The sequence below is a fragment of the Lysinibacillus agricola genome (genome assembly GCF_016638705.1).
GTDB lineage: Bacteria > Bacillota > Bacilli > Bacillales_A > Planococcaceae > Lysinibacillus > Lysinibacillus agricola.
Genome location: NZ_CP067341.1, coordinates 4,223,461 through 4,241,700 on the forward strand (window position 1 = coordinate 4,223,461; position 18,240 = coordinate 4,241,700).

Below are 18,240 nucleotides of genomic sequence, written 5' to 3' on the forward strand. Positions count from 1 at the left end.
ATGGATTTCGGTTTCCTAGCGGTTTTTAGAAGTAATTGAGTAGCTGCTTGGACTATGTCTTTAAACGACTGCCCTTTTTTTATACTCATTTCGTAAAGTTTAGGTAAAACGACTGTAGCGATACTGCTTGTAGCGACCACTTCACTAATTTCTACTTGTTTCTCTTCCCAAATGAAATTTCTCAATTGATACGCAATCAATTGGCTAATTAAATAGACGAGGATGGTGCCGTATAAATGGCAGAGCCACCTTTCCTTCTTCATCACTTTGAAATGGTCTATTTCAAATTAGACTTCCATACTTTTAAAAGTTAATTCGACTTGCCAACGCAAGCGATATAATTCAACGATTTGACGTGCAGAGATCCACTCGGGCAGATTGGATATATAAATGGTAATGCCTGCTAAATCACGCACCACTTGTTTTGGTACCTTTCCTGATTTGACAGCCCGGCGATTAATTTTTTTGGATTTGTTGTTCCTCACGGTGCTCATTATGCGAAAAAAATAATACAGCGGGCTGGAAAAATGGGCATCTCGTCCAAAAATAAACTTCTTCTAATTCTAAATATTCTCCTGGTACTAACTTTTTCACAAAGCGCCACTAAATCAATCCGATGATACAGACTACTTTGAATCACTTTTGCCATTTGGATGATACGATGGGAATGGATTTTTTTAAAAGCTACATACCCGTCTGTTCGCACTTTTTGAGATAAAAAAATGCTTCTTTGCTCTCTATCTTTTTAAAAATTTTCAAAGCTAAAAGTAACCTAAATCTTGCATACAGAGTTCATTCTCTGTAATAAATGGAATCCTACTGGCGCCCATCTTAGCATCATTGATATTTTTGGAAAAGCAACGTGAAGAAATGTCGATTGACCAGAAAGAATATCGTATTCAAACTGAATTTTCGCTGATGCTTGTTGAGTTTTTTTGTGTGCGTTTTTTGAAACGTTCTGGCACGCTAACGACAGTGGAATCCAATACACGAATACTTGAAAACGGCCATGAATCCGTCAAAGAGAGCGATGGGAGCTGTAGTTGTTGTTGTTCGAGTAAAAACTCTTGAATGAGCCGCTGTAAAAAAGCTGTGGCTTCAGGTGTGAATTTTTTATCTACAGCTGCACGACTAATCAAAATATCTTGTTCTGTTAGTAATTTTGTACATAGTTCTTGAATCGTACAGTCTACTAAATTACCGTGAACATGAAAAAGTAAAGAAAGAAAATCGCTAGCTGTTACAAGGCGCTTTCTTTTGATGAAACCAGTTTCCCTTGCGATTTCATCTACTCTTTCAGGGCGAATGAATTCAAATAACTTTTGGAGTAACTGTACATGTTTTGGCATCATCATAAAAAAACTCCTTTCAAAAAGTTAGTAATTATCTATACCAACTTTTTAAAAGGAATACACATTTTTCTTAAGTTGACAGCTATGGGCTCGGCGCTCGCCCGCGGAAAGCGAGTGGAATGCTTCGGAAAACAACAGTAGAGTCACAGTGCCAAATGAAAAAAGCGAGGCATTCAACGATTTAATCGTTGAATACCTCGCAATGTGAGAAGCTATGGACTTTTTCAGTGCCCTTGGATTCATGTATAGCGCTCCTTCAGACTCTGAAATGATACCTTCCTGGCAATAACGACTGAATAACTCGCGAGCACGTTTGCTACTAAGCCCCGTTAACTTTTCAAAGCCTTCGCGATTGATTACCTTGCCGTTGTCGTATTGCAATCGTCCGGTGTTCCATGCAATATATGTTCCAAGATACATTAATCGAGCGATGTCAGCGTTATTTAATGATGGGAAACGTTCAATTATTGTTCGTGACTGCTGAAAGAAGGCGAATACAAATCCTCCGTTTTCTTCTTCGTGGGAACCTAACGCCTGAATTGATTCAATAGCTCGGAATTTAGATTCTGTCATTTTTGGTACTAAGTCATGAGTAAATAGATCACCTAAGTATTCTCCTGTTTCTAAGCTGTAAGGCTTGCCGTCTTTTACTACATAGTTTTGTTTTTGTGCGATAGCCTTACGTCGTGTCGTTGGGTTTAATTGTACTAATTGTTTGCCTACTGATAATGCTGTCATGTCATATCTTCTCCTTTTCTGATTCCGTTTTATTTTTGTAAAGCGTCGGCTAGCGATTGAATTTCTTCGGTTGCTGCCGTGACTTGGCGACTCACTTCAAGTAAAGCCATTCCGGCCCGTATTGCTACTGATTGTAGAGTACGCTCGCCACGTTCGATAAAGCCGAGCATAACCGGCGTGATTCCGATACGTTTAGCGAGTTGTCCTTGTGTGATGCCGAATGCTTCACGATAATACTTAATCTGATTTGCAGTTAATGCCATTCCGATTACCTCCTTGTTAGTAATAAAATAACTACAAATTAAGCCAATTAAAAAAAGCCGCCCGAATGGACCGCTTGAATTTAAGTTATTTACTTCCTCAAACTATATAATGACTTATCGCATAAAATATGGCTTCCCTTGTATAGGTGTCTAAAACAACAAATAGTGTATTAGTGAATGAAAGTTTTTACTTCCTCATAAGGTATAGCCATGAAACAGTTAAAAACATGCCATATTTATATAAAAAAATACTAGAATTGTGTACACTCTCTGAATTTACGATTGCTGTCTCGTATCGGAGTTTAGTGATTCTCCGTACTCTTAAGCTAGATACGTTTTATATAAAATTATGGCTAAAACTCCCTACATATTGTATATGCCAATGTTTTATACAAAAAGGGCGGAAATACTCTCCTATAATGTATAACCAACAACTACGCTATTTTGTGACGAAGACTTCCCTTCATAATATATAGATAACTAAACGCCTAAAAGGTGAGTGTTATAGTGCCTTTCCCACCTATATAGCCAACTAAACGGCTAAAAGTGACCATTCGGTTGCTGAAAATTTTCAGTACCTTCTATAAGGTAAGGCTCAAAACATGGTAGCTGTGTGCAGCCTCCCTATAAAATCGTTCTATTTACCTATAATGTATAGCCATTAACCACCTAAAAACTCAACCTAACTAATCTTTGCGACCATCTAAAAAATCGCTATTCCACTATTAGACGGTATGACCGCAGTATGAAATTACTTCTTGTCATCATACGCCGTAGCCCAAGTCGTACCCCAAAACTCGCGAGAACGGCTGGTAGTAGTCGATTGAATATCATCAATATTTTGCGAAGTAACTCGTTTCTTACCGCCGATTTGCTGCCTTCTCTGCGATCGAGCTACTGTCTTTTCAAAATCGCTCGTATTTACGATATGTCGTTGGTCAGACTGTATCATCGCTTGTTCATCGGTCCAAAATCCATGCTCGTCGTTAAAATACATATCACGCGATAAATGAGAAGTGCCCTCCGCTTGTTTCTGTTCACGGCGCTTGATATTACGTAGGTACACGTTCTTTTTACTGCGGCAATTATCGGAGCATGTTACCGCTGAATTATTCTGCGACTTATCACGGAAATAATGGCCACAAGCACAACAGCGTCTTACTCGCTTTTCTGCAAAGATTTCTGGCTTATCTTCTTCAATGTCACGAATCAGCATTTCTTCGTCGTGGTACTCATCCAGATATTGCTCGATTAGTTCGCTCATAAATTCTATTGCTCCTGCCCCAGGATTAGCTTCGTACGCTAGCTCCTCGATAACTTGTCCTTTTTGAATTTTCATAATCACAACCCCTTCAAAAATTACCTGCCTTTTACGTCCCAAAATCGTAGAATTACCTGCCTTTTACGTCCCGTTGGACACCAACTTAAAAATACAATATGTAGTTATTTACGTAGTTAAAATGCTGTAAAATGAGCATATATCGTATGTTGAGTCACATCGAATGAACATCTTGTCTATCTTATCAGTAGTATTACGAAAGGATAGCGCCCAACATCAACGGTAAATAATATGTATCGGTAAAGTTTCCGTTTGGTTGGAACAACCATTTAAAACCTTTGCGTCCTCATTTTGCAAAGAACGCAAAATAATTCCGCATCTATCTATTACATTGATATTATTACAATCGCTAGATACCATCAATAATATATTGATATGGAGCGATAGCGACATAGAGGATTTATGCGTCAGCATAAAGACTCGTAATATCTTTTATCTTCTTAAACGCTAGTTCTCGTTAGATATAGTTCTTCTTATAGTCAATACGTATGGTGTCGGTGTTTACCGTGTTGATAACCGTTTACATGACGTAATATTTTAAAGATAGTAGTTTAGTTAAAAAGAAAGTAGTATAGTTCGTGTATCCGGTTTGGTACTGCTAAAGCGTATCTACTCTGATACCCCTAATTACCGCCAGAATGCCGTTCAGCCTTACTCGCTCTATACGTAAAGCCACTTTCGATATGCAATATTCGTGCCACCCTATCGTCAAATGGTGCGACGTCGCACTCTTCCCGAAAAACTTTCTTCTACTATATAACGCACACTACAACCTCCTATTTTTGGACAACTTATCGAAAAAATTTATTCTTACTGACTTAAACGTTCAATTCTCCTTTGTTTTAAGCGTTCTAGCCTTCGTATGATAAATACGTCGACTTGCGATTTAAAACCGTTTCTAGCCGCGTTTATAAAGGCGAAATGAAGGCACTATGCTCCACTCTTCATTAGTAAAGATTGTTTCAAAAGCCTTGTTAACTAAAATTCCTAATTGGTATTTTTGTTGTTTGGTATAATAAAATAAAAAATTCGTTAGAGGTGATGTAACACGGATACTTTACTATTGTTTTATAAAATATATCAAAATCAAAATGTTAAGGCTGTCGATTATATTAATTGGGCTTTCAGTATGTTGGAAAATAATTGTTCATCGTTTTCTTTAAATATCTTATCTTCCCTAAGAGAACCTCTTAATATTTTTGAGGTAGAGGATTACTTTGGAAGAGCGTTAAGTGAGCTGGAGTTGCAAGAACCTTCATATGAAGAGTGTGCTAGATATTACATTCTGCATTTATCTGAAAAAATACTACAAGATAAGAATAACGCTGTTGATATAGTCTATGATATAAATACGGTGATTCGAGATATTGATTACCCAGAAGACCTTGAAGAATGGTTCATCATAAGTGACATGATAGATGAGTTTCATTATGGCGGAAATAATTTTAAATTAACGAAGGATGAGCTAATTGCAACCATTATGAATGAAGCAAAAAGTCAGTTGAAAAATAATAAGAAAAACTAGGCGTTGGCGCACCTAGCTTTCAACGACCACTGTTGGCGCAATGATCTTTCGTATATTTGCTAAAGCCAGTTGGCGCTGACTCTATCGTGTATATTGCCCGTAATGTTGGCAGCAAAACGGACGACTCGACCCGTTGGCGCGAGTGAGTATTTATATTAAATGCGTAACAATTTGATGGATGCTTAATTCAGTCGCAATTGAATTTCTATAGGCGTTCGGTTTCTCTCTTTCTAAATCCGACTCGTTGGCGCAAGTAGGATTCAGCAATTTGGAAATCACGCGACGTCGAGCGTTTTAAACTTCATACATGTATTTACTGTATGAAATCCGGTATTTCGCTCTGCAACGCGTCGTACATGTATTCATGAATGTATATTTACATGTATCAATACCTGTATTTACTTGATATTACGTATTAAGCAATTTTAGCTGTTAGTAATCGTAAGTAGCCTCTCAGCATCTTCCTTCTTATATCTCCGCTGGTACATTTTAAAATGTCTGCAGCATCTTCGTAATCTAAGCTATAATCTTCATCGTCGATAAATAACGTGGCTTCACGATTATACTCACATGTAACAAGTTTAATATCCTCCTCTAAATGCGTTGTAACTATCGCTACCTCTGTATTTTCGTCTAAAGCTACGTTTTCAATTGTTTGATTCATCTGTAAAGGCCCCCTCTTTATTCTTTATGGTTTAAATTTAAACTAATTCGTTTAATAAGTCAATAACTTTACACGAAAGGGTTTAAAAATATTTACAAACGTGTTATTGTAGAGTAAAAAGGGGTGTTTTATATGAATATTAAAAACGAAATTAAGAGCTATTTAGCAGCTACTGGTATTACTATGACTGAACTTGTTGAAAGATTAAATAAGGATTTACCTGAGGATAAAAAGACGTCAGTACAAAACTTATCGAACAAATTGAGTCGTGGATCATTACGCTATGACGAGGCACATCAAATAGCTGTGGCAATTGGAAAGCGTATAGAATGGGTAGACAACAAAAAAGACGACGGCCAATAACGGCTATCGTCTTTCTTATTACTTCGGATTCTTTTTCGGAGCAGTAGGCATTCCGTATTTCTCCGTTTACTTACGAACGTTTTTTCACAAATTTCAATATATAAAATCCGCTCAGGAATAATAGCATGGATCCAACAAATACTACTATGTAGTTTTTTACATGTCATAAATGTTTGATAGAGTATTTATAGACCGGTAATTGGATAGATATTAATTGAGAAATCTTGTGAATTCTTCATCCCTAGTTCTCCTATACATGAAATAAAGAAATCATTATCAGGGTTAGATTGAATTACTTTTAATAATTGCGTACCGCTATATGTAATTTTATAAACTGGTATTTCAATAATTTTAGAGCTTTCCGATGTATTATAAAATGACGCAAAACGTTCTTCGTTACTCAGAGTTATTTTAAAATTAGGCTTCACATTAATCGAATATGTTAGCTCTGCAGTTGTAATCAGACCGCACTCCTCCATAACTAGTAAATCATCGTAATTTATTCCAACACTATCTAGTAGGTCACCCCCTCTGTAAATATGAGAAGTATTTCCATCAATTAATGCTATTTCCGATACTTTTTTGAATAATACCGCTTCATGCTGTGTTAAATTTTTTAACTTTTCAAGAGTTCTTAAACTAAATGTATTTGGTTGTTTAATTTCACCAGCTAATAATTTACCCCAAATTTCTTGCATATATTCATTACTAATATCTTCTATAGAGTTCATAAAACGCGTAATCCAATCTTTATCAACTGGATCTTCAGATACTTCATCAGTATTTTCTAATTCATCAAATGCAGTATTAATGACAGAATCAATATTCTGTTGTTTGAGAATTTCTTGATATATCATGCGTTCTCCAGCTCGTTTGAACAACTCTTCACTGTTAGTGGTATCAATCGAAATGTCACCATTTGAATAGTTTGTTGGTAGCATATTGTTTTGTACTAAAGCATCACTAATAAGTTTAATTTCATCAGCTTTTGCTTTTGCAGTTCTTCTTATATTAGTCGGTTCATAAATTTTACCTAAGCCACACGAAACAACTTCAATAAGTTTTGTTAATGGTTCAGAAAGCCCTACTAAATCACCAATATTAAATCCATTAGAACCTGTCAACGTAAATCCCGCCTTTTCATTTACTAAATATAAACATTAACAATTATATACAATATTAGTAACTAATAATAGTTTTCCATATCTATTATACGGATATTTCGAGATATAATTTAGTTTTAAGAACCGAAAGAAAACATTTGCAAATATAGATAAACAGAGAAATACAATTTCAATATGGTTTATTTTAAATTGTGTTGTATTTATTATACACTTGACAATCGCACCCAATAACTAGCAGAATGGCGCTCGCTCTAGGAAATCGGCTGAAACGTATTTACCTTATATCGCAAACCACGTAATAAAGTAGTAAGCGACATAAAGTAAATACGCAATAACTAGCGTCATGTGACGTCTGAGGTTACTCGTTGCCCTGTTCGTATCGGAATTTCTTCCGCTATGACCTCATACAATTACTGTCCTGTATGCGCGTATTAACGCATGGTCATAGTTGCCCTCTCCGTAAAGAGCCAGTAAACCTACCGCACCGTAAAGCCGTGCTCGCTATTCGTCGCTACGTTAACAGGGAAACGTGTATCTGCGATATAGCCGAATTCACTGCGTTGGCTCGGCGTAACCTGACGTGTTTTTTAATGACGCTTAACGGCTTCTCGTCAGTGAGCGTTCCTAAAAAAGACAATAGGAAAGCAAGCCTTTGCATTTTACTATTTTTCGAGGTAAAATGAAGGCATATCATCGCTCATATTAAGTTGTGAGTGAACACTATCGCTGGCAGGCAATTAGTGTTAATCGTGTTAAGTTAAAGTCTAGCGTTGGAGCGCTAGGCTTTTTCTTTTATCTAAATTCACGTAGCTTGTCCGCTATTTCTTCTGGATCTAAATGCAGATAACGAGCAGTTACAGCAAAGTCACTATGACCTAATGCCTTTGAAACTAGCGCTAAATCTCCGTTACTGCGTTTATAGATATCTTTGGCAAAACCTCTGCGAAGTGCGTGCGGATTTATATTCTCGATACCAAACTTCCGCTTATAATAATTCAAACGTTTAGCAATCGCATTAGACTTAGGCGACTCATCGTTAACGATACCTTTACCTTGTTGCGTTAGAAATACGAACTTATTCTCCAATCCCTTTTCTTCACGAATGATCATATTCTGATTGAACAAAACTTCGAATATTTTCTGCAACCGCATATCAAACGGCAATAATATAACTTTCCGATTCTTTAATAGTGCGCCATCAATACGGAGTAAACGATTCTCTAAATCCACATGGCGTTCTTCCAATGCAGATAATGTCGCAAGTCGGATACCCGTTTGATACATTGTTAATATCGCAGCAGCGTCCCTCAACTCAATAAAATTAGATAGGTCAAGCTGTCGCAGAACATTAAATACATCATCTTCCGTCGCACCAACCTTAATAGGCTCGTCCACGCGAATATTGATATTTCTCCAAAACATATCGTTAAGCCAACCATTATTAAAACACTTGCCAAGAAACGCGCAGAAACACTTCAAACGAACGCGCTTTGTCGTATCCTTCACTTTCATTTGCCCTAACCATTCATAAATGGCGTCAGCACCTATAGCAAGCAAGTATTCAACATCTGTCTTACGAACAAAATCGTTTACGTACGTTTTATAATCGTGAACAGTACGCTCACGCAATCCACTCGCTCGCATCTGTCTAACGATAATTTCTAACGCTTTTTCGATAGATAGCGCAGACTTCGGATTAACAACGATCGGGTTCTCGCTATCCTCCACGCTGAATATTCCGTTTAAATCCGTACCTACATTTAAACCGTTTCTTTTTTTAGACAACGCAAAAAAACCTCCTAACGTTTAGTTAGAAGGCGTTTCAATTTCCGCAGTTAGACCGCTTCATTGACCGCTATAAAACTACGCTAGAAGGTTGATTTGACGCGGTTTATACCGCAATAATGACGTCCCAGGAGGGATTCGAACCCCCGACCGACGGCTTAGAAGGCCGTTGCTCTATCCGGCTGAGCTACTGAGACATGATGTTATTTAAGACAATATTTATTATATGTTCTTTATACCATAATGTCAACATGAATTTTACTATGAAGGCAAGGTTTGCCTCATAATTAATATTATATGATTTCCTGTATCCCATTATGTCCCTTCTCAACCTCTATTTTTGTTAATCACAAGTGATTGGCAAAGGTATTGTGATCGCGTATGCACGAAATAGTGCCATTGTTGTAATTGACGATGTAAATATTAAATTAGGTCAACTATTAGGAATAGGATTTTCTAGGAAAGGGCCTATCTGCATTTTTTGTTCAAATAGATGTTACGTAAGAACAAGAAAATGTTTCTTTAAAGGAAAAAGCAATTGATCATTTTGGTACTATCCATATTTTAATTAATAATGTGGGAAAATTTCAACATAAATCTCTTTATGACGTAACATCGGATGAATGGAATGATATGATTCAAACAAATTTAAGGGAGGATCAATGAACAAAATAAAACCAGATTCACTAAGATTTTTTGAATCTGGTTTCCACTACTGGCGGAAAAATTCTAGCTTTTTTACTCTTTGAATAATGAGCAATAGGTTGAATACCTTGTATAGATTCCTTCACAAATGGAGCTAGTGTGTTGCTTGCAATGTTAATGTGGACCCGTTGCAGCTGCCATGGCATATGGCTTATATCTATACGAGATAAGGCATTCTTCCATTTTGACCAAGAATGATAGCGTTCCACTAACCATTTTTCAAAGGGAGAACTAATTATTTCACTTGCAATCGGTTGATATGAAATCTTCAACCTTTCATCCAGTGCTCCATGATATAAACTTGTAAAAGAAAAATTGTTTCCTTTTTGTTTTAAAGATATTTTTGAATGGCGATATAATAGACTGCCCTTTGTAGCTATTTGTACAATAAAACGATTCGTAACATCTAAGTTAAAGAAATAGATACCTTTCATGCCGCTATATGTAACATATGTACGGACATTAAGCTGGAAATAGGAATCTATCCCAGGCAATGGTGGTAGAAATTTCAATCGTTGTCCTTTTACTTTAAAAAGGACAACACTAAGCCAAGCCTTATTTTCATAGAGATCTAGTTGCAACTCTTGCGGGATATACTGCTCTAACTCCTTCGGTGATACTGGCCAATGTAGAAACAACACATCTTGCCATATTTGCGTCATAATCCACGGTTTGCTCCACATAAAATAACTCCTCTCTGTAGTTAAATTCTTTCCTACAAAGGAGTTATTCAAACGAAAATGACTATTTTTGTTCTGAATCTAATGTATCCTTTTCAACATATCGGTAATATAAATTGCGCAATTCGGATTCTTTATAATTGCCTAAATGACTTTTATATTGTGGATGCACCAAAACACCATGATCTCGAAGCTGCTTGACGAACCAACCTTTTGAATACTTATGCACTTTACACATTCTCCTTCATTTATATTCATACATAGCGTATGCTCAGGAATTTGTGTAGTGACAACTTTTATAAAAATAAAAAACGAAGAAAATATCCTTCGCTTTCATGTTAGTGAAAAACTATTACGTCAATGAAATAAAGTGTCATATTAAAGTATGGCTCTTCGGCAAAACGATTTCTGTGCGAAAGCAACAAAAGTGGAGAAATCGCTCGACGCTCGCCCATAGGAAAGCAAGTAGCCTGGAACGGAAATCACCCTCGATTATAGCGCCTCAACATTCACAAAGGTTTCCTTTGCCCTTATGCTTTTCAACTTATGTGCCGCAAAAAGTTCGATATGGTTGATTAGATGGTGTTGGTAATGTCGCATAGTCCAGCTGCTTCTTAGTATGTGCAAAAGGATGAGCAAGGGCATTCAGTAATCGCTCCATTACACTGTAGTCTCCATGCTCAACAGCAGCCTCTAATGCTTCTTCTACACGGTGATTTCGTGGAATTACGGCTGGATTTTGATCTCGCATTAATTGTTGAGACATGTCTTTTGTTTCCTGTTGTCTTTCTAGTCTTGCAAGCCATTTTTTATGCCATTCTTTAAATTCTTTTGTACTAAATAACGTTGATTCATCAAATTTATCGAAGGTTAATGCGATAAATGTGTTCGTATAGTCTGCCTGATATTGCTGCATTAACTTTAGGAGCTCTTCAATTAGTTCTGTATCCTGTTCTTCATCATTAAACATCCCAAGCTTTGCTCGCATACCTGCTAACCAATTTGCATAATACAACTGAGGATATTGTTGTAGTGCCTCTTGAGCTATGTTTATGGCGTCTTCCTGATCTTCATGGATTAACGGCAATAATGATTCAGCAAGTCGTGTTAAATTCCACCCTCCGATATTAGGCTGGTTACCGTAAGCATAACGACCTTGTCGATCAATAGAGCTAAATACTGTCGCTGGATCATAAGCATCCATGAAAGCGCAAGGGCCATAATCAATCGTCTCACCACTAATGGTCATATTATCTGTGTTCATGACACCATGAATAAAACCGATTAGCTGCCATTTTGCAATAAGAGACGCCTGTTTCTTAATGACTTCCTGAAGTAGAGATAGATAACGATTTTGAGCTTCATTAGCATTTGGAAAATGACGTTCCAAAGCATAATCTGCCAAAGCTTTTAGCTCCTCCTCAGTGCCCCAGTTTGCTGCATATTGGAAAGTTCCAACTCGCAAATGACTGCTTGCAATACGAGTTAAAATAGCACCTGGAAGTTCGGTTTCGCGGATGATAGTTTCACCTGTAGTCACGACAGCTAAACTTCGAGAGGTTGGAATGTTGAGTGCATGCATGGCTTCACTAATAATATATTCACGTAGCATTGGACCAAGTGATGCTCTGCCATCTCCACCACGGGAATAAGGGGTTCTTCCTGAGCCTTTAAGCGCGATATCAAACCGTTCATGATTTGGTGTTATTTGTTCACCTAGTAACAGTGCTCTTCCGTCTCCTAGCATATTAAAATGACCAAATTGATGCCCTGCGTAAGCTTGTGCAATGGGCGTGCCACCAGCTGGGCTATTGTTACCCGCAAATATTGCTGTCGCTTCTTCGCTTTGCAGAGCATTGATGTTTAATCCAAGCGACTTTGCGACTGGTTCATTTAGCATGATCAATTTTGGTGAGAGAACGGGATTTAAAGTGAGTGATGTAAAAAAAATGCTTGGGAGGCGGGCATAGCTATTATCAAAATTCCATCCAATTGTATTTTCCATGTTTTCTCCTTTGTTACGTTTATCTTTATTTTTTCTCCTTAATCAAAAACAATTCATAGCCATTTTTACCATACAGTCTTTTTACATTTATATAAAACAAAAACGCTTTGAGTTTCTAAAAACTTAAGCGTTTTTGTTACATCATTTTCGCATAAACTTGTGAGTGGAAATAAAGTGATTATCATCCGTTAAGAAATTTACTTCAAAATACGTATCTTCAATCTCTACAAGGGCAAAGCTTTTTTCTTTACGACCACGTGGTTTTAATAAGCTCCCAGGATTTAAAAATAACACATCATTAATCATTTCAGCACCAAGAATATGCGAGTGACCAAAGCACGCAATTTGCGCGTCTACCTCTTTGGCACGATATGATAATGACAAGATTGAAGTTTTAACATTGAATAAATGACCATGTGTGACAAAGATTGTAGCGTCCTCTAAATCAAATACTACTTCATCAGGGTAGGCTTTATCGATGTCACAATTTCCTCTTACTTTCTTCATGCCCTCCAATGCTTTATGGGAGAAAGGAAGCTCACTATCTCCACAATGAATCAAAGCATCGACGTTTGGGTAAAAGCTACGAACTTTTTCAATCACATTACTATCGCCATGTGTATCACTCATGACCAGTAATTGCATGGATATCACCTCTTATTTTATAAGATTTGGCAATTGTTCCTTCAACTTACGAATTGCATTCCCGCGGTGGGAAATTGCTCCCTTTTCATCGGCTGTTAGCTCAGCCATCATACGGTTTAAGCTTGGGACAAAGAAAACTGGATCATAACCAAATCCATTTGAACCACGTTTTTCGTGTGCAATGACACCTTCACAAGTACCAAAAACAGTTGTCGTTTCAAAGTCAGGACCTGCAATAGCGATGCAACAGCAGAAGCGTGCTGTACGTTTTTCTTCTTCGACATTTTTTAGGTTTTCTAACAGCTTAACCATATTTGCATCATCATCATGATCACCAGCATAACGTGCAGAATAAACACCTGGCTCACCATTCAATGCGTCAACTGCTAAGCCACTATCATCAGCAATAACAATTGTGCCAAGTTCTTTTGCTAATGTTTCCGCCTTTAAGATTGCATTTTCCTCAAAGGTAGTGCCTGTTTCTTCAATCTCCATCTCTGGGGCAACATCAAACATCGTTACTACTTCATAGCCAAGTGGTCCAAATAATGCTTCGAAATCTTTTGCTTTCCCTTTATTTTTAGTTGCAATGACTACTTGTTTCATGTTATTCAATTCCTCCCACTTTGTTAGCCAATTCACCTAGTGTCTCTTTTTGAAGTGCAATCAATTGTTGAATACCCTGTTCACCTAACGCCAGTAGTTCATTTAATTCTTCACGAGAAAAAGTTGCTTCTTCGCCTGTCCCTTGCAGTTCAACAAATTGACCTGCTCCTGTCATGACGATATTCATATCTACGGCAGCAGCGACATCTTCAACGTAGTTTAAGTCTAAAATTGCCCCCTGATCCTCTACAATTCCAACACTTGTTGCAGCTAAATAGTCTGTCACTGGGAATTTTTTTAGTTGTTTTTCTTCTGCAAGTTTGGCAATTGCCTGTGTCATCGCTACAAAAGCTCCTGTAATAGAGGCTGTACGTGTGCCTCCATCTGCTTGAATCACATCACAATCAATCCATACAGTACGCTCACCAAGTGCTTCTAGGTCAACGACAGCACGTAATGCACGGCCAATTAAACGTTGGATTTCCATTGTACGGCCATTGACTTTGCCACGAGATGATTCGCGTGCTGTACGCTGTGCTGTTGCACGAGGTAGCATCGAGTATTCTGCAGTGATCCAACCTTTGCCTTGTCCACGTAAAAAACCAGGAACCTTATCCTCAATCGTTGCCGTACAAATTACTTTTGTATTGCCTACTTGAATTAAAACTGAGCCTTCTGGGTGCAATAGATACTCACTATCTATTTTCACGGGACGCAGTGCATCTACATTTCTTCCATCAAATCTTGTCATCATTTTTCGTTCCTCCTAAAAACTTTCGCGCACTCATCTTAACATAATTTTAACCTTCAAAAAAGTGCTCGGTCTGTTATGAATAATGCTAAAAACGGCAAAAATCAGCCTAGCCAATAGCTAAGCTGATTTTTTATTTTAATGTAATACGTTTTATATTGAGAGTACCTTGCTCAAGCCAATTTTCAGCTATTGAACGGAAAATTGGAACAGAGCCAGTTGCATAAAATCTATGAGCAGGCACTGCGTCTGGGTCAGCCAAAGTGCCATTATATGCAAGCATTTCTTGAACATCCTTTGCTGTTTCCTCTGCTGAAGACAACACAAAAACATTTTCTCCAACAACAGCTTCAATATGTTTTTGCAGTATTGGATAATGCGTACATCCTAGTATGACCGTATCAAATTGTTCATTATTCAACGGCTCTAAGCCTTCTGCAATTAATTTATTTGCAAATTCACCTTTATATTCGCCACTTTCTACAAGTGGTACGAATGTTGGACAAGCCAATGGAATAATATGTGTTGACGTATTCAGTGACAGTAAGGCTTCCTCATACGCCCCACTTCTAATTGTTCCTTCTGTTGCAAGCACAACGACTTCATGTCGCTTCGTTTTCTTTACAGCTGCACGTGCGCCAGCATTAATAACGCCTAGTACCGGAAAAGGCATATTTCTTTGTAAACTTTCGAGTGCTACTGCAGTCGCTGTATTACAAGCAATGACGAGCATCTTGATATTCATTTTTTCTAGTGCTTTTGCCATTTGCCAAGTGAAATTTCGTACTTCTTGACGAGTTCTCGGACCATATGGACATCTTGCTGTATCACCAATATAATAAATCGTTTCGTTTGGTAATCGCTTCATTATTTCTTTTGCTACGGTTAAACCGCCTACTCCTGAATCAATAACGCCTATCGGGGCATTCATACTTTCCGCCTCAATCCTGTTTCATGTGTACATGTAGTTTTTCTAAATAGCTTGATAATTGCGCGACTTCTTGTTCGTTAAAACCAACAAGCTTCTCTTGCAAATATTGCTGTCTTTTTTCAATAACCTCTTGAATAATACGTTCGCCCTTCTCGAGAAGATGAACAACAACGACACGACGATCATTTTCGTCACGCACACGCTTGACTAATTCATTTTTCTCCATGCGGTCCACTAAATCTGTTGTTGTACTAAAAGCTAAGTATAATCGGTTTGACAAGTCGCCAATTGTTATATCTCCAAGCTCTTCTAACCACTGTAATGCAACAAATTGTGGCGGCGTAATCGCATATTGTGAAACAATCTCTCTTCCTTTTTGCTTCACAATCGCCGCTATATAGCGTAATTCCTTTTCAACCGTTGCAACGGTTTCAGGTGAGTGCTTTGTTACTTCATCCGACATATAACTATTTCACTCCTAAAAATACGTTGAATAGTTCTATTTTGTCGTTTTTTTTCTGAAATAGCAAGTGTCCATTTAGTCTAATTTGAATTCTTCCAAGCGTAACAGCTCAATTAACGCCTGAGATCGATTAGTTACACCTAACTTTTGAATTGTATTGGAAATGTGATTTCGCACTGTTTTTTCACTAATACCAAGTTGCTCTGCAATATCCCTCGTTGTTTTTTCAGCTAATAAAAGCGCAAATATTTCACGTTCTCGGTTCGTTAACAGAGAACGATGATGAGAGCCATTCATTTTCAGTTACACCCTCCTCCCCCGCACGTATTGTAACTTATGTTAAGGAATGAGGAGCGGTGACGGCTAATTTCATGAATATCACGTGTTTCCTTAATAAATTCGGAAATTGCTTCCATAAATTAATGAATTTTATGTAAAAATGCAATTTCAACTGTCGAAATCATTGTTTACATTCACTTCGCCGAGAAATCTTTCCACAATCATGCCGAAAAAAATCACTGTCACTAATTTTGTTACAGCACAAATAACTTTCGCACTCTATTTCCAATACTATATGAACACCAGGTTTGCTAAGTGATTCTTCGCTTCTTCAGATAAAGGTACACTTCTCCCAGTTCGAGGGTCCATTTGCACAATCGTGCCACGGCCAGTAAAGCAAACCTCATCGTTTTGATTTTTCGCTAAGTAATGAATATCCATCGATGAATTTCCTACTTTCGCTATCTTCGTATAAATTCTTAGTACATCATCAAAGAAAACCTGCTTCACGTAATCGCACTGTAAGTCGGCTACTATCGGAATTCCATCAACATTTTCATCAATTGCTGGTGGCATTAGAATTCCTAAATGGCGGAAATAATCGATTCGTGCCTGTTCAAAATATGTAAAGCTAACTGTATTGTTCATATGACCATACATATCCGTTTCTGAAAAACGTACACGTACCTCAATATAAAATAAAAAATCCTTTGTCCATTCGTGAAAATCTCCGATATAAGTTGCTTTCATCTTAGCCATCCCCCTAATTTTCATTCGCTTCTTCCTAAAACTACATACGGAATTCGCGAGTCATTAATGAATACATATTCATTATAAAGGAAAATACTATATTATCATAGAAAATACAGGCTTTCACTCGATTTATTTACAAATTCCCTTGTTTTTCATATCACTCAACTATTCCAATTCTTTTGAGTAATAGGCTCTTTTTAAGCTGTATTGAAAGCACAATACTTCTTTTAGTTTATTAATCTTGGCTCTTCAGCAAAATATGTACTTGACTACATATTTCATTCAGATAGGACGCTTCCCGCGGGCGTGGTCTGAGCCCTTGTCGCTCATACTTCGCTTCATAAGCTTTCATACCAACCTACTTTCAAGAACAGATTTTAGTATGGAGCCTTAATTGAGCACTCCCTAAATTATTCAATACATTATATAGAAAAAACTCCCTCACACAGTTAGTGTAAGGGAGTTTGGGAGTAAAGCTTGTACTATTAGTCAACGTAGTGGTCAGAACCGAAGAAGTTACGGAACATTTGCACTGAAGTTGCACGGTTTAATGATGCGATAGATGTTGTTAAAGGAATACCTTTTGGACAAGCAGCTACACAGTTTTGTGAGTTACCGCAGTTTGCAAGGCCTCCATCACCCATGATTGCATTTAAACGTTCGTCTTTAATCATTGCACCAGTTGGGTGAGTGTTGAATAGACGTACTTGTGATAATGGTGCTGGCCCGATGAATGAAGCTTTCTCAGACACGTTTGGACATGCTTCCATACATACACCACAAGTCATACATTTAGATAATTCATAAGCCCATTGACGTTTACCTTCTGGCATACGTGGACCCTCACCTAAATCATAAGTACCATCGATTGGAACCCATGCTTTAACTTTTTTAAGTGCATTGAACATACGTTCACGGTCAACTTGTAAGTCACGAATAACTGGGAAAGTTTTCATAGGCTCAAGTTTAACTGGCTCAGTCAATTGGTCAACAAGAGTTGAACATGATTGACGTGGGCGGCCATTGATAACCATTGAACATGCACCACAAACTTCTTCAAGACAGTTCATATCCCATGCTACTGGAGTAGTGTTTTCACCATTTTCAGTAACAGGATTTTTTTGAATTTCCATTAAAATAGAAATTACGTTCATACCATGACGGTAAGGCACTTGGAATTTTTGCCAGTAGCCATTGCCGCCTTTTGTATCTTGACGTAAAATTTCAACTTTTACCATTCTTCCAGTATTAGCTGCGATATTCATAATT

The 18,240-nt window shown here is 37.6% G+C and carries 21 protein-coding genes, 1 tRNA gene and 1 pseudogene; 3 read left to right on the forward strand and 20 right to left on the reverse strand.

The features are described from left to right. Positions 1–287: 287 nt before the first annotated feature. The 5 genes from FJQ98_RS27645 to FJQ98_RS21160 form a co-directional block, all read right to left on the reverse strand. Entirely contained in the window at positions 288–548 is a 261-nt protein-coding gene (locus tag FJQ98_RS27645; RefSeq protein WP_425492708.1) for a transposase, read from the reverse strand. 351 nt (positions 549–899) lie between these two features. Next, complete coding sequence (locus tag FJQ98_RS21145; RefSeq protein WP_201406536.1) at positions 900–1,355, reverse strand: hypothetical protein; 456 nt, start codon at positions 1,353–1,355, stop codon at positions 900–902. A gap of 45 nt (positions 1,356–1,400) precedes the next feature. Then, complete coding sequence (locus FJQ98_RS21150; protein ID WP_053592472.1) at positions 1,401–2,090, reverse strand: hypothetical protein; 690 nt, start codon at positions 2,088–2,090, stop codon at positions 1,401–1,403. Between the two features lie 29 nt (positions 2,091–2,119). Then, a complete protein-coding gene (locus tag FJQ98_RS21155; protein WP_053592471.1) occupies positions 2,120–2,353 on the reverse strand; it encodes a helix-turn-helix transcriptional regulator in 234 nt (77 codons plus the stop codon). A gap of 751 nt (positions 2,354–3,104) precedes the next feature. Beyond that, a complete protein-coding gene (locus FJQ98_RS21160) occupies positions 3,105–3,692 on the reverse strand; it encodes a hypothetical protein (RefSeq protein ID WP_053592470.1) in 588 nt (195 codons plus the stop codon). Positions 3,693–4,755: 1,063 nt separating this feature from the next. Between FJQ98_RS21160 and FJQ98_RS21165 the strand changes: the two genes are divergently transcribed. Continuing rightward, complete coding sequence (locus FJQ98_RS21165) at positions 4,756–5,217, forward strand: hypothetical protein (protein ID WP_053592469.1); 462 nt, start codon at positions 4,756–4,758, stop codon at positions 5,215–5,217. A 415-nt stretch (positions 5,218–5,632) separates the two neighbouring features. On the opposite strand, the gene FJQ98_RS21170 is transcribed toward FJQ98_RS21165, so the two are convergent. Continuing rightward, positions 5,633–5,881, reverse strand: a complete 249-nt coding sequence (locus tag FJQ98_RS21170) for a hypothetical protein (protein WP_053592468.1) — start codon at positions 5,879–5,881, stop codon at positions 5,633–5,635. 132 nt (positions 5,882–6,013) lie between these two features. On the opposite strand from FJQ98_RS21170, the gene FJQ98_RS21175 reads away from it, so the two are divergent. Next, positions 6,014–6,244, forward strand: a complete 231-nt coding sequence (locus FJQ98_RS21175; RefSeq protein ID WP_053592467.1) for a DUF6471 domain-containing protein — start codon at positions 6,014–6,016, stop codon at positions 6,242–6,244. Positions 6,245–6,429: 185 nt separating this feature from the next. On the opposite strand, the gene FJQ98_RS21180 is transcribed toward FJQ98_RS21175, so the two are convergent. The 3 genes from FJQ98_RS21180 to FJQ98_RS21190 form a co-directional block, all read right to left on the reverse strand. Beyond that, entirely contained in the window at positions 6,430–7,368 is a 939-nt protein-coding gene (locus FJQ98_RS21180) for a DUF2806 domain-containing protein (RefSeq protein ID WP_053592466.1), read from the reverse strand. 792 nt (positions 7,369–8,160) lie between these two features. Next, positions 8,161–9,153 carry a tyrosine-type recombinase/integrase gene (locus FJQ98_RS21185; protein WP_053592465.1) on the reverse strand — a complete coding sequence of 331 codons (993 nt, stop codon included), beginning with the start codon at positions 9,151–9,153 and terminating at the stop codon, positions 8,161–8,163. Between the two features lie 123 nt (positions 9,154–9,276). Continuing rightward, positions 9,277–9,350 (reverse strand) — tRNA-Arg (locus FJQ98_RS21190). A 328-nt stretch (positions 9,351–9,678) separates the two neighbouring features. Between FJQ98_RS21190 and FJQ98_RS27650 the strand changes: the two are divergent. Next, a pseudogene (locus tag FJQ98_RS27650) lies at positions 9,679–9,819 on the forward strand (SDR family NAD(P)-dependent oxidoreductase); the annotation flags it as partial. Positions 9,820–9,839: 20 nt separating this feature from the next. On the opposite strand, the gene FJQ98_RS21200 reads toward FJQ98_RS27650, so the two are convergent. From FJQ98_RS21200 to sdhB, 11 genes are all read right to left on the reverse strand, one after another. Further along, a complete protein-coding gene (locus FJQ98_RS21200; protein WP_053592464.1) occupies positions 9,840–10,541 on the reverse strand; it encodes a YqjF family protein in 702 nt (233 codons plus the stop codon). A gap of 61 nt (positions 10,542–10,602) precedes the next feature. Next, positions 10,603–10,776 carry a DUF2639 domain-containing protein gene (locus tag FJQ98_RS21205; RefSeq protein ID WP_198926824.1) on the reverse strand — a complete coding sequence of 58 codons (174 nt, stop codon included), beginning with the start codon at positions 10,774–10,776 and terminating at the stop codon, positions 10,603–10,605. Positions 10,777–11,082: 306 nt separating this feature from the next. After that, positions 11,083–12,543 (reverse strand): protein adenylyltransferase SelO, encoded by a 1,461-nt coding sequence (locus FJQ98_RS21210; RefSeq protein WP_053592463.1) that lies wholly within the window; start codon positions 12,541–12,543, stop codon positions 11,083–11,085. Between the two features lie 141 nt (positions 12,544–12,684). After that, a complete protein-coding gene (locus FJQ98_RS21215) occupies positions 12,685–13,188 on the reverse strand; it encodes a metallophosphoesterase (protein WP_053592462.1) in 504 nt (167 codons plus the stop codon). A gap of 12 nt (positions 13,189–13,200) precedes the next feature. After that, positions 13,201–13,794 carry an XTP/dITP diphosphatase gene (locus tag FJQ98_RS21220; RefSeq protein ID WP_053592461.1) on the reverse strand — a complete coding sequence of 198 codons (594 nt, stop codon included), beginning with the start codon at positions 13,792–13,794 and terminating at the stop codon, positions 13,201–13,203. Between the two features lies 1 nt (position 13,795). Next, positions 13,796–14,545, reverse strand: a complete 750-nt coding sequence (rph, locus tag FJQ98_RS21225; protein WP_053592481.1) for a ribonuclease PH — start codon at positions 14,543–14,545, stop codon at positions 13,796–13,798. Between the two features lie 133 nt (positions 14,546–14,678). Continuing rightward, entirely contained in the window at positions 14,679–15,476 is a 798-nt protein-coding gene (racE, locus tag FJQ98_RS21230) for a glutamate racemase (RefSeq protein WP_053592460.1), read from the reverse strand. 10 nt (positions 15,477–15,486) lie between these two features. Then, positions 15,487–15,939: a MarR family winged helix-turn-helix transcriptional regulator gene (locus FJQ98_RS21235; protein ID WP_053484913.1), complete on the reverse strand. Its 453-nt coding sequence runs from the start codon at positions 15,937–15,939 to the stop codon at positions 15,487–15,489. Between the two features lie 75 nt (positions 15,940–16,014). Beyond that, positions 16,015–16,236, reverse strand: a complete 222-nt coding sequence (locus tag FJQ98_RS21240) for a helix-turn-helix domain-containing protein (RefSeq protein WP_004226437.1) — start codon at positions 16,234–16,236, stop codon at positions 16,015–16,017. A 273-nt stretch (positions 16,237–16,509) separates the two neighbouring features. After that, the gene (locus FJQ98_RS21245) at positions 16,510–16,968 is read right to left on the reverse strand and encodes an acyl-CoA thioesterase (protein ID WP_053592459.1); all 459 of its coding nucleotides are present in this window, start codon (positions 16,966–16,968) and stop codon (positions 16,510–16,512) included. Between the two features lie 488 nt (positions 16,969–17,456). After that, positions 17,457–18,236 carry a succinate dehydrogenase iron-sulfur subunit gene (gene sdhB, locus FJQ98_RS21250; RefSeq protein WP_053592458.1) on the reverse strand — a complete coding sequence of 260 codons (780 nt, stop codon included), beginning with the start codon at positions 18,234–18,236 and terminating at the stop codon, positions 17,457–17,459. Positions 18,237–18,240: the final 4 nt, after the last annotated feature.

Excerpts from the sequence above, each read along its gene's own strand:
- FJQ98_RS21145 (WP_201406536.1), bottom strand. The coding sequence starts at position 1,355 with ATGATGATGCCAAAACATGTACAGTTACTCCAAAAGTTATTTGAATTC.
- FJQ98_RS21150 (WP_053592472.1), bottom strand. The coding sequence starts at position 2,090 with ATGACAGCATTATCAGTAGGCAAACAATTAGTACAATTAAACCCAACG.
- FJQ98_RS21155 (WP_053592471.1), bottom strand. The coding sequence starts at position 2,353 with ATGGCATTAACTGCAAATCAGATTAAGTATTATCGTGAAGCATTCGGC.
- FJQ98_RS21160 (WP_053592470.1), bottom strand. The coding sequence starts at position 3,692 with ATGAAAATTCAAAAAGGACAAGTTATCGAGGAGCTAGCGTACGAAGCT.
- FJQ98_RS21170 (WP_053592468.1), bottom strand. The coding sequence starts at position 5,881 with ATGAATCAAACAATTGAAAACGTAGCTTTAGACGAAAATACAGAGGTA.
- FJQ98_RS21175 (WP_053592467.1), top strand. The coding sequence starts at position 6,014 with ATGAATATTAAAAACGAAATTAAGAGCTATTTAGCAGCTACTGGTATT.
- FJQ98_RS21200 (WP_053592464.1), bottom strand. The coding sequence starts at position 10,541 with ATGTGGAGCAAACCGTGGATTATGACGCAAATATGGCAAGATGTGTTG.
- FJQ98_RS21205 (WP_198926824.1), bottom strand. The coding sequence starts at position 10,776 with ATGTGTAAAGTGCATAAGTATTCAAAAGGTTGGTTCGTCAAGCAGCTT.
- FJQ98_RS21210 (WP_053592463.1), bottom strand. The coding sequence starts at position 12,543 with ATGGAAAATACAATTGGATGGAATTTTGATAATAGCTATGCCCGCCTC.
- FJQ98_RS21215 (WP_053592462.1), bottom strand. The coding sequence starts at position 13,188 with ATGCAATTACTGGTCATGAGTGATACACATGGCGATAGTAATGTGATT.
- FJQ98_RS21220 (WP_053592461.1), bottom strand. The coding sequence starts at position 13,794 with ATGAAACAAGTAGTCATTGCAACTAAAAATAAAGGGAAAGCAAAAGAT.
- rph (WP_053592481.1), bottom strand. The coding sequence starts at position 14,545 with ATGACAAGATTTGATGGAAGAAATGTAGATGCACTGCGTCCCGTGAAA.
- racE (WP_053592460.1), bottom strand. The coding sequence starts at position 15,476 with ATGAATGCCCCGATAGGCGTTATTGATTCAGGAGTAGGCGGTTTAACC.
- FJQ98_RS21235 (WP_053484913.1), bottom strand. The coding sequence starts at position 15,939 with ATGTCGGATGAAGTAACAAAGCACTCACCTGAAACCGTTGCAACGGTT.
- FJQ98_RS21240 (WP_004226437.1), bottom strand. The coding sequence starts at position 16,236 with ATGAATGGCTCTCATCATCGTTCTCTGTTAACGAACCGAGAACGTGAA.
- FJQ98_RS21245 (WP_053592459.1), bottom strand. The coding sequence starts at position 16,968 with ATGAAAGCAACTTATATCGGAGATTTTCACGAATGGACAAAGGATTTT.
- sdhB (WP_053592458.1), bottom strand. The coding sequence starts at position 18,236 with ATGAATATCGCAGCTAATACTGGAAGAATGGTAAAAGTTGAAATTTTA.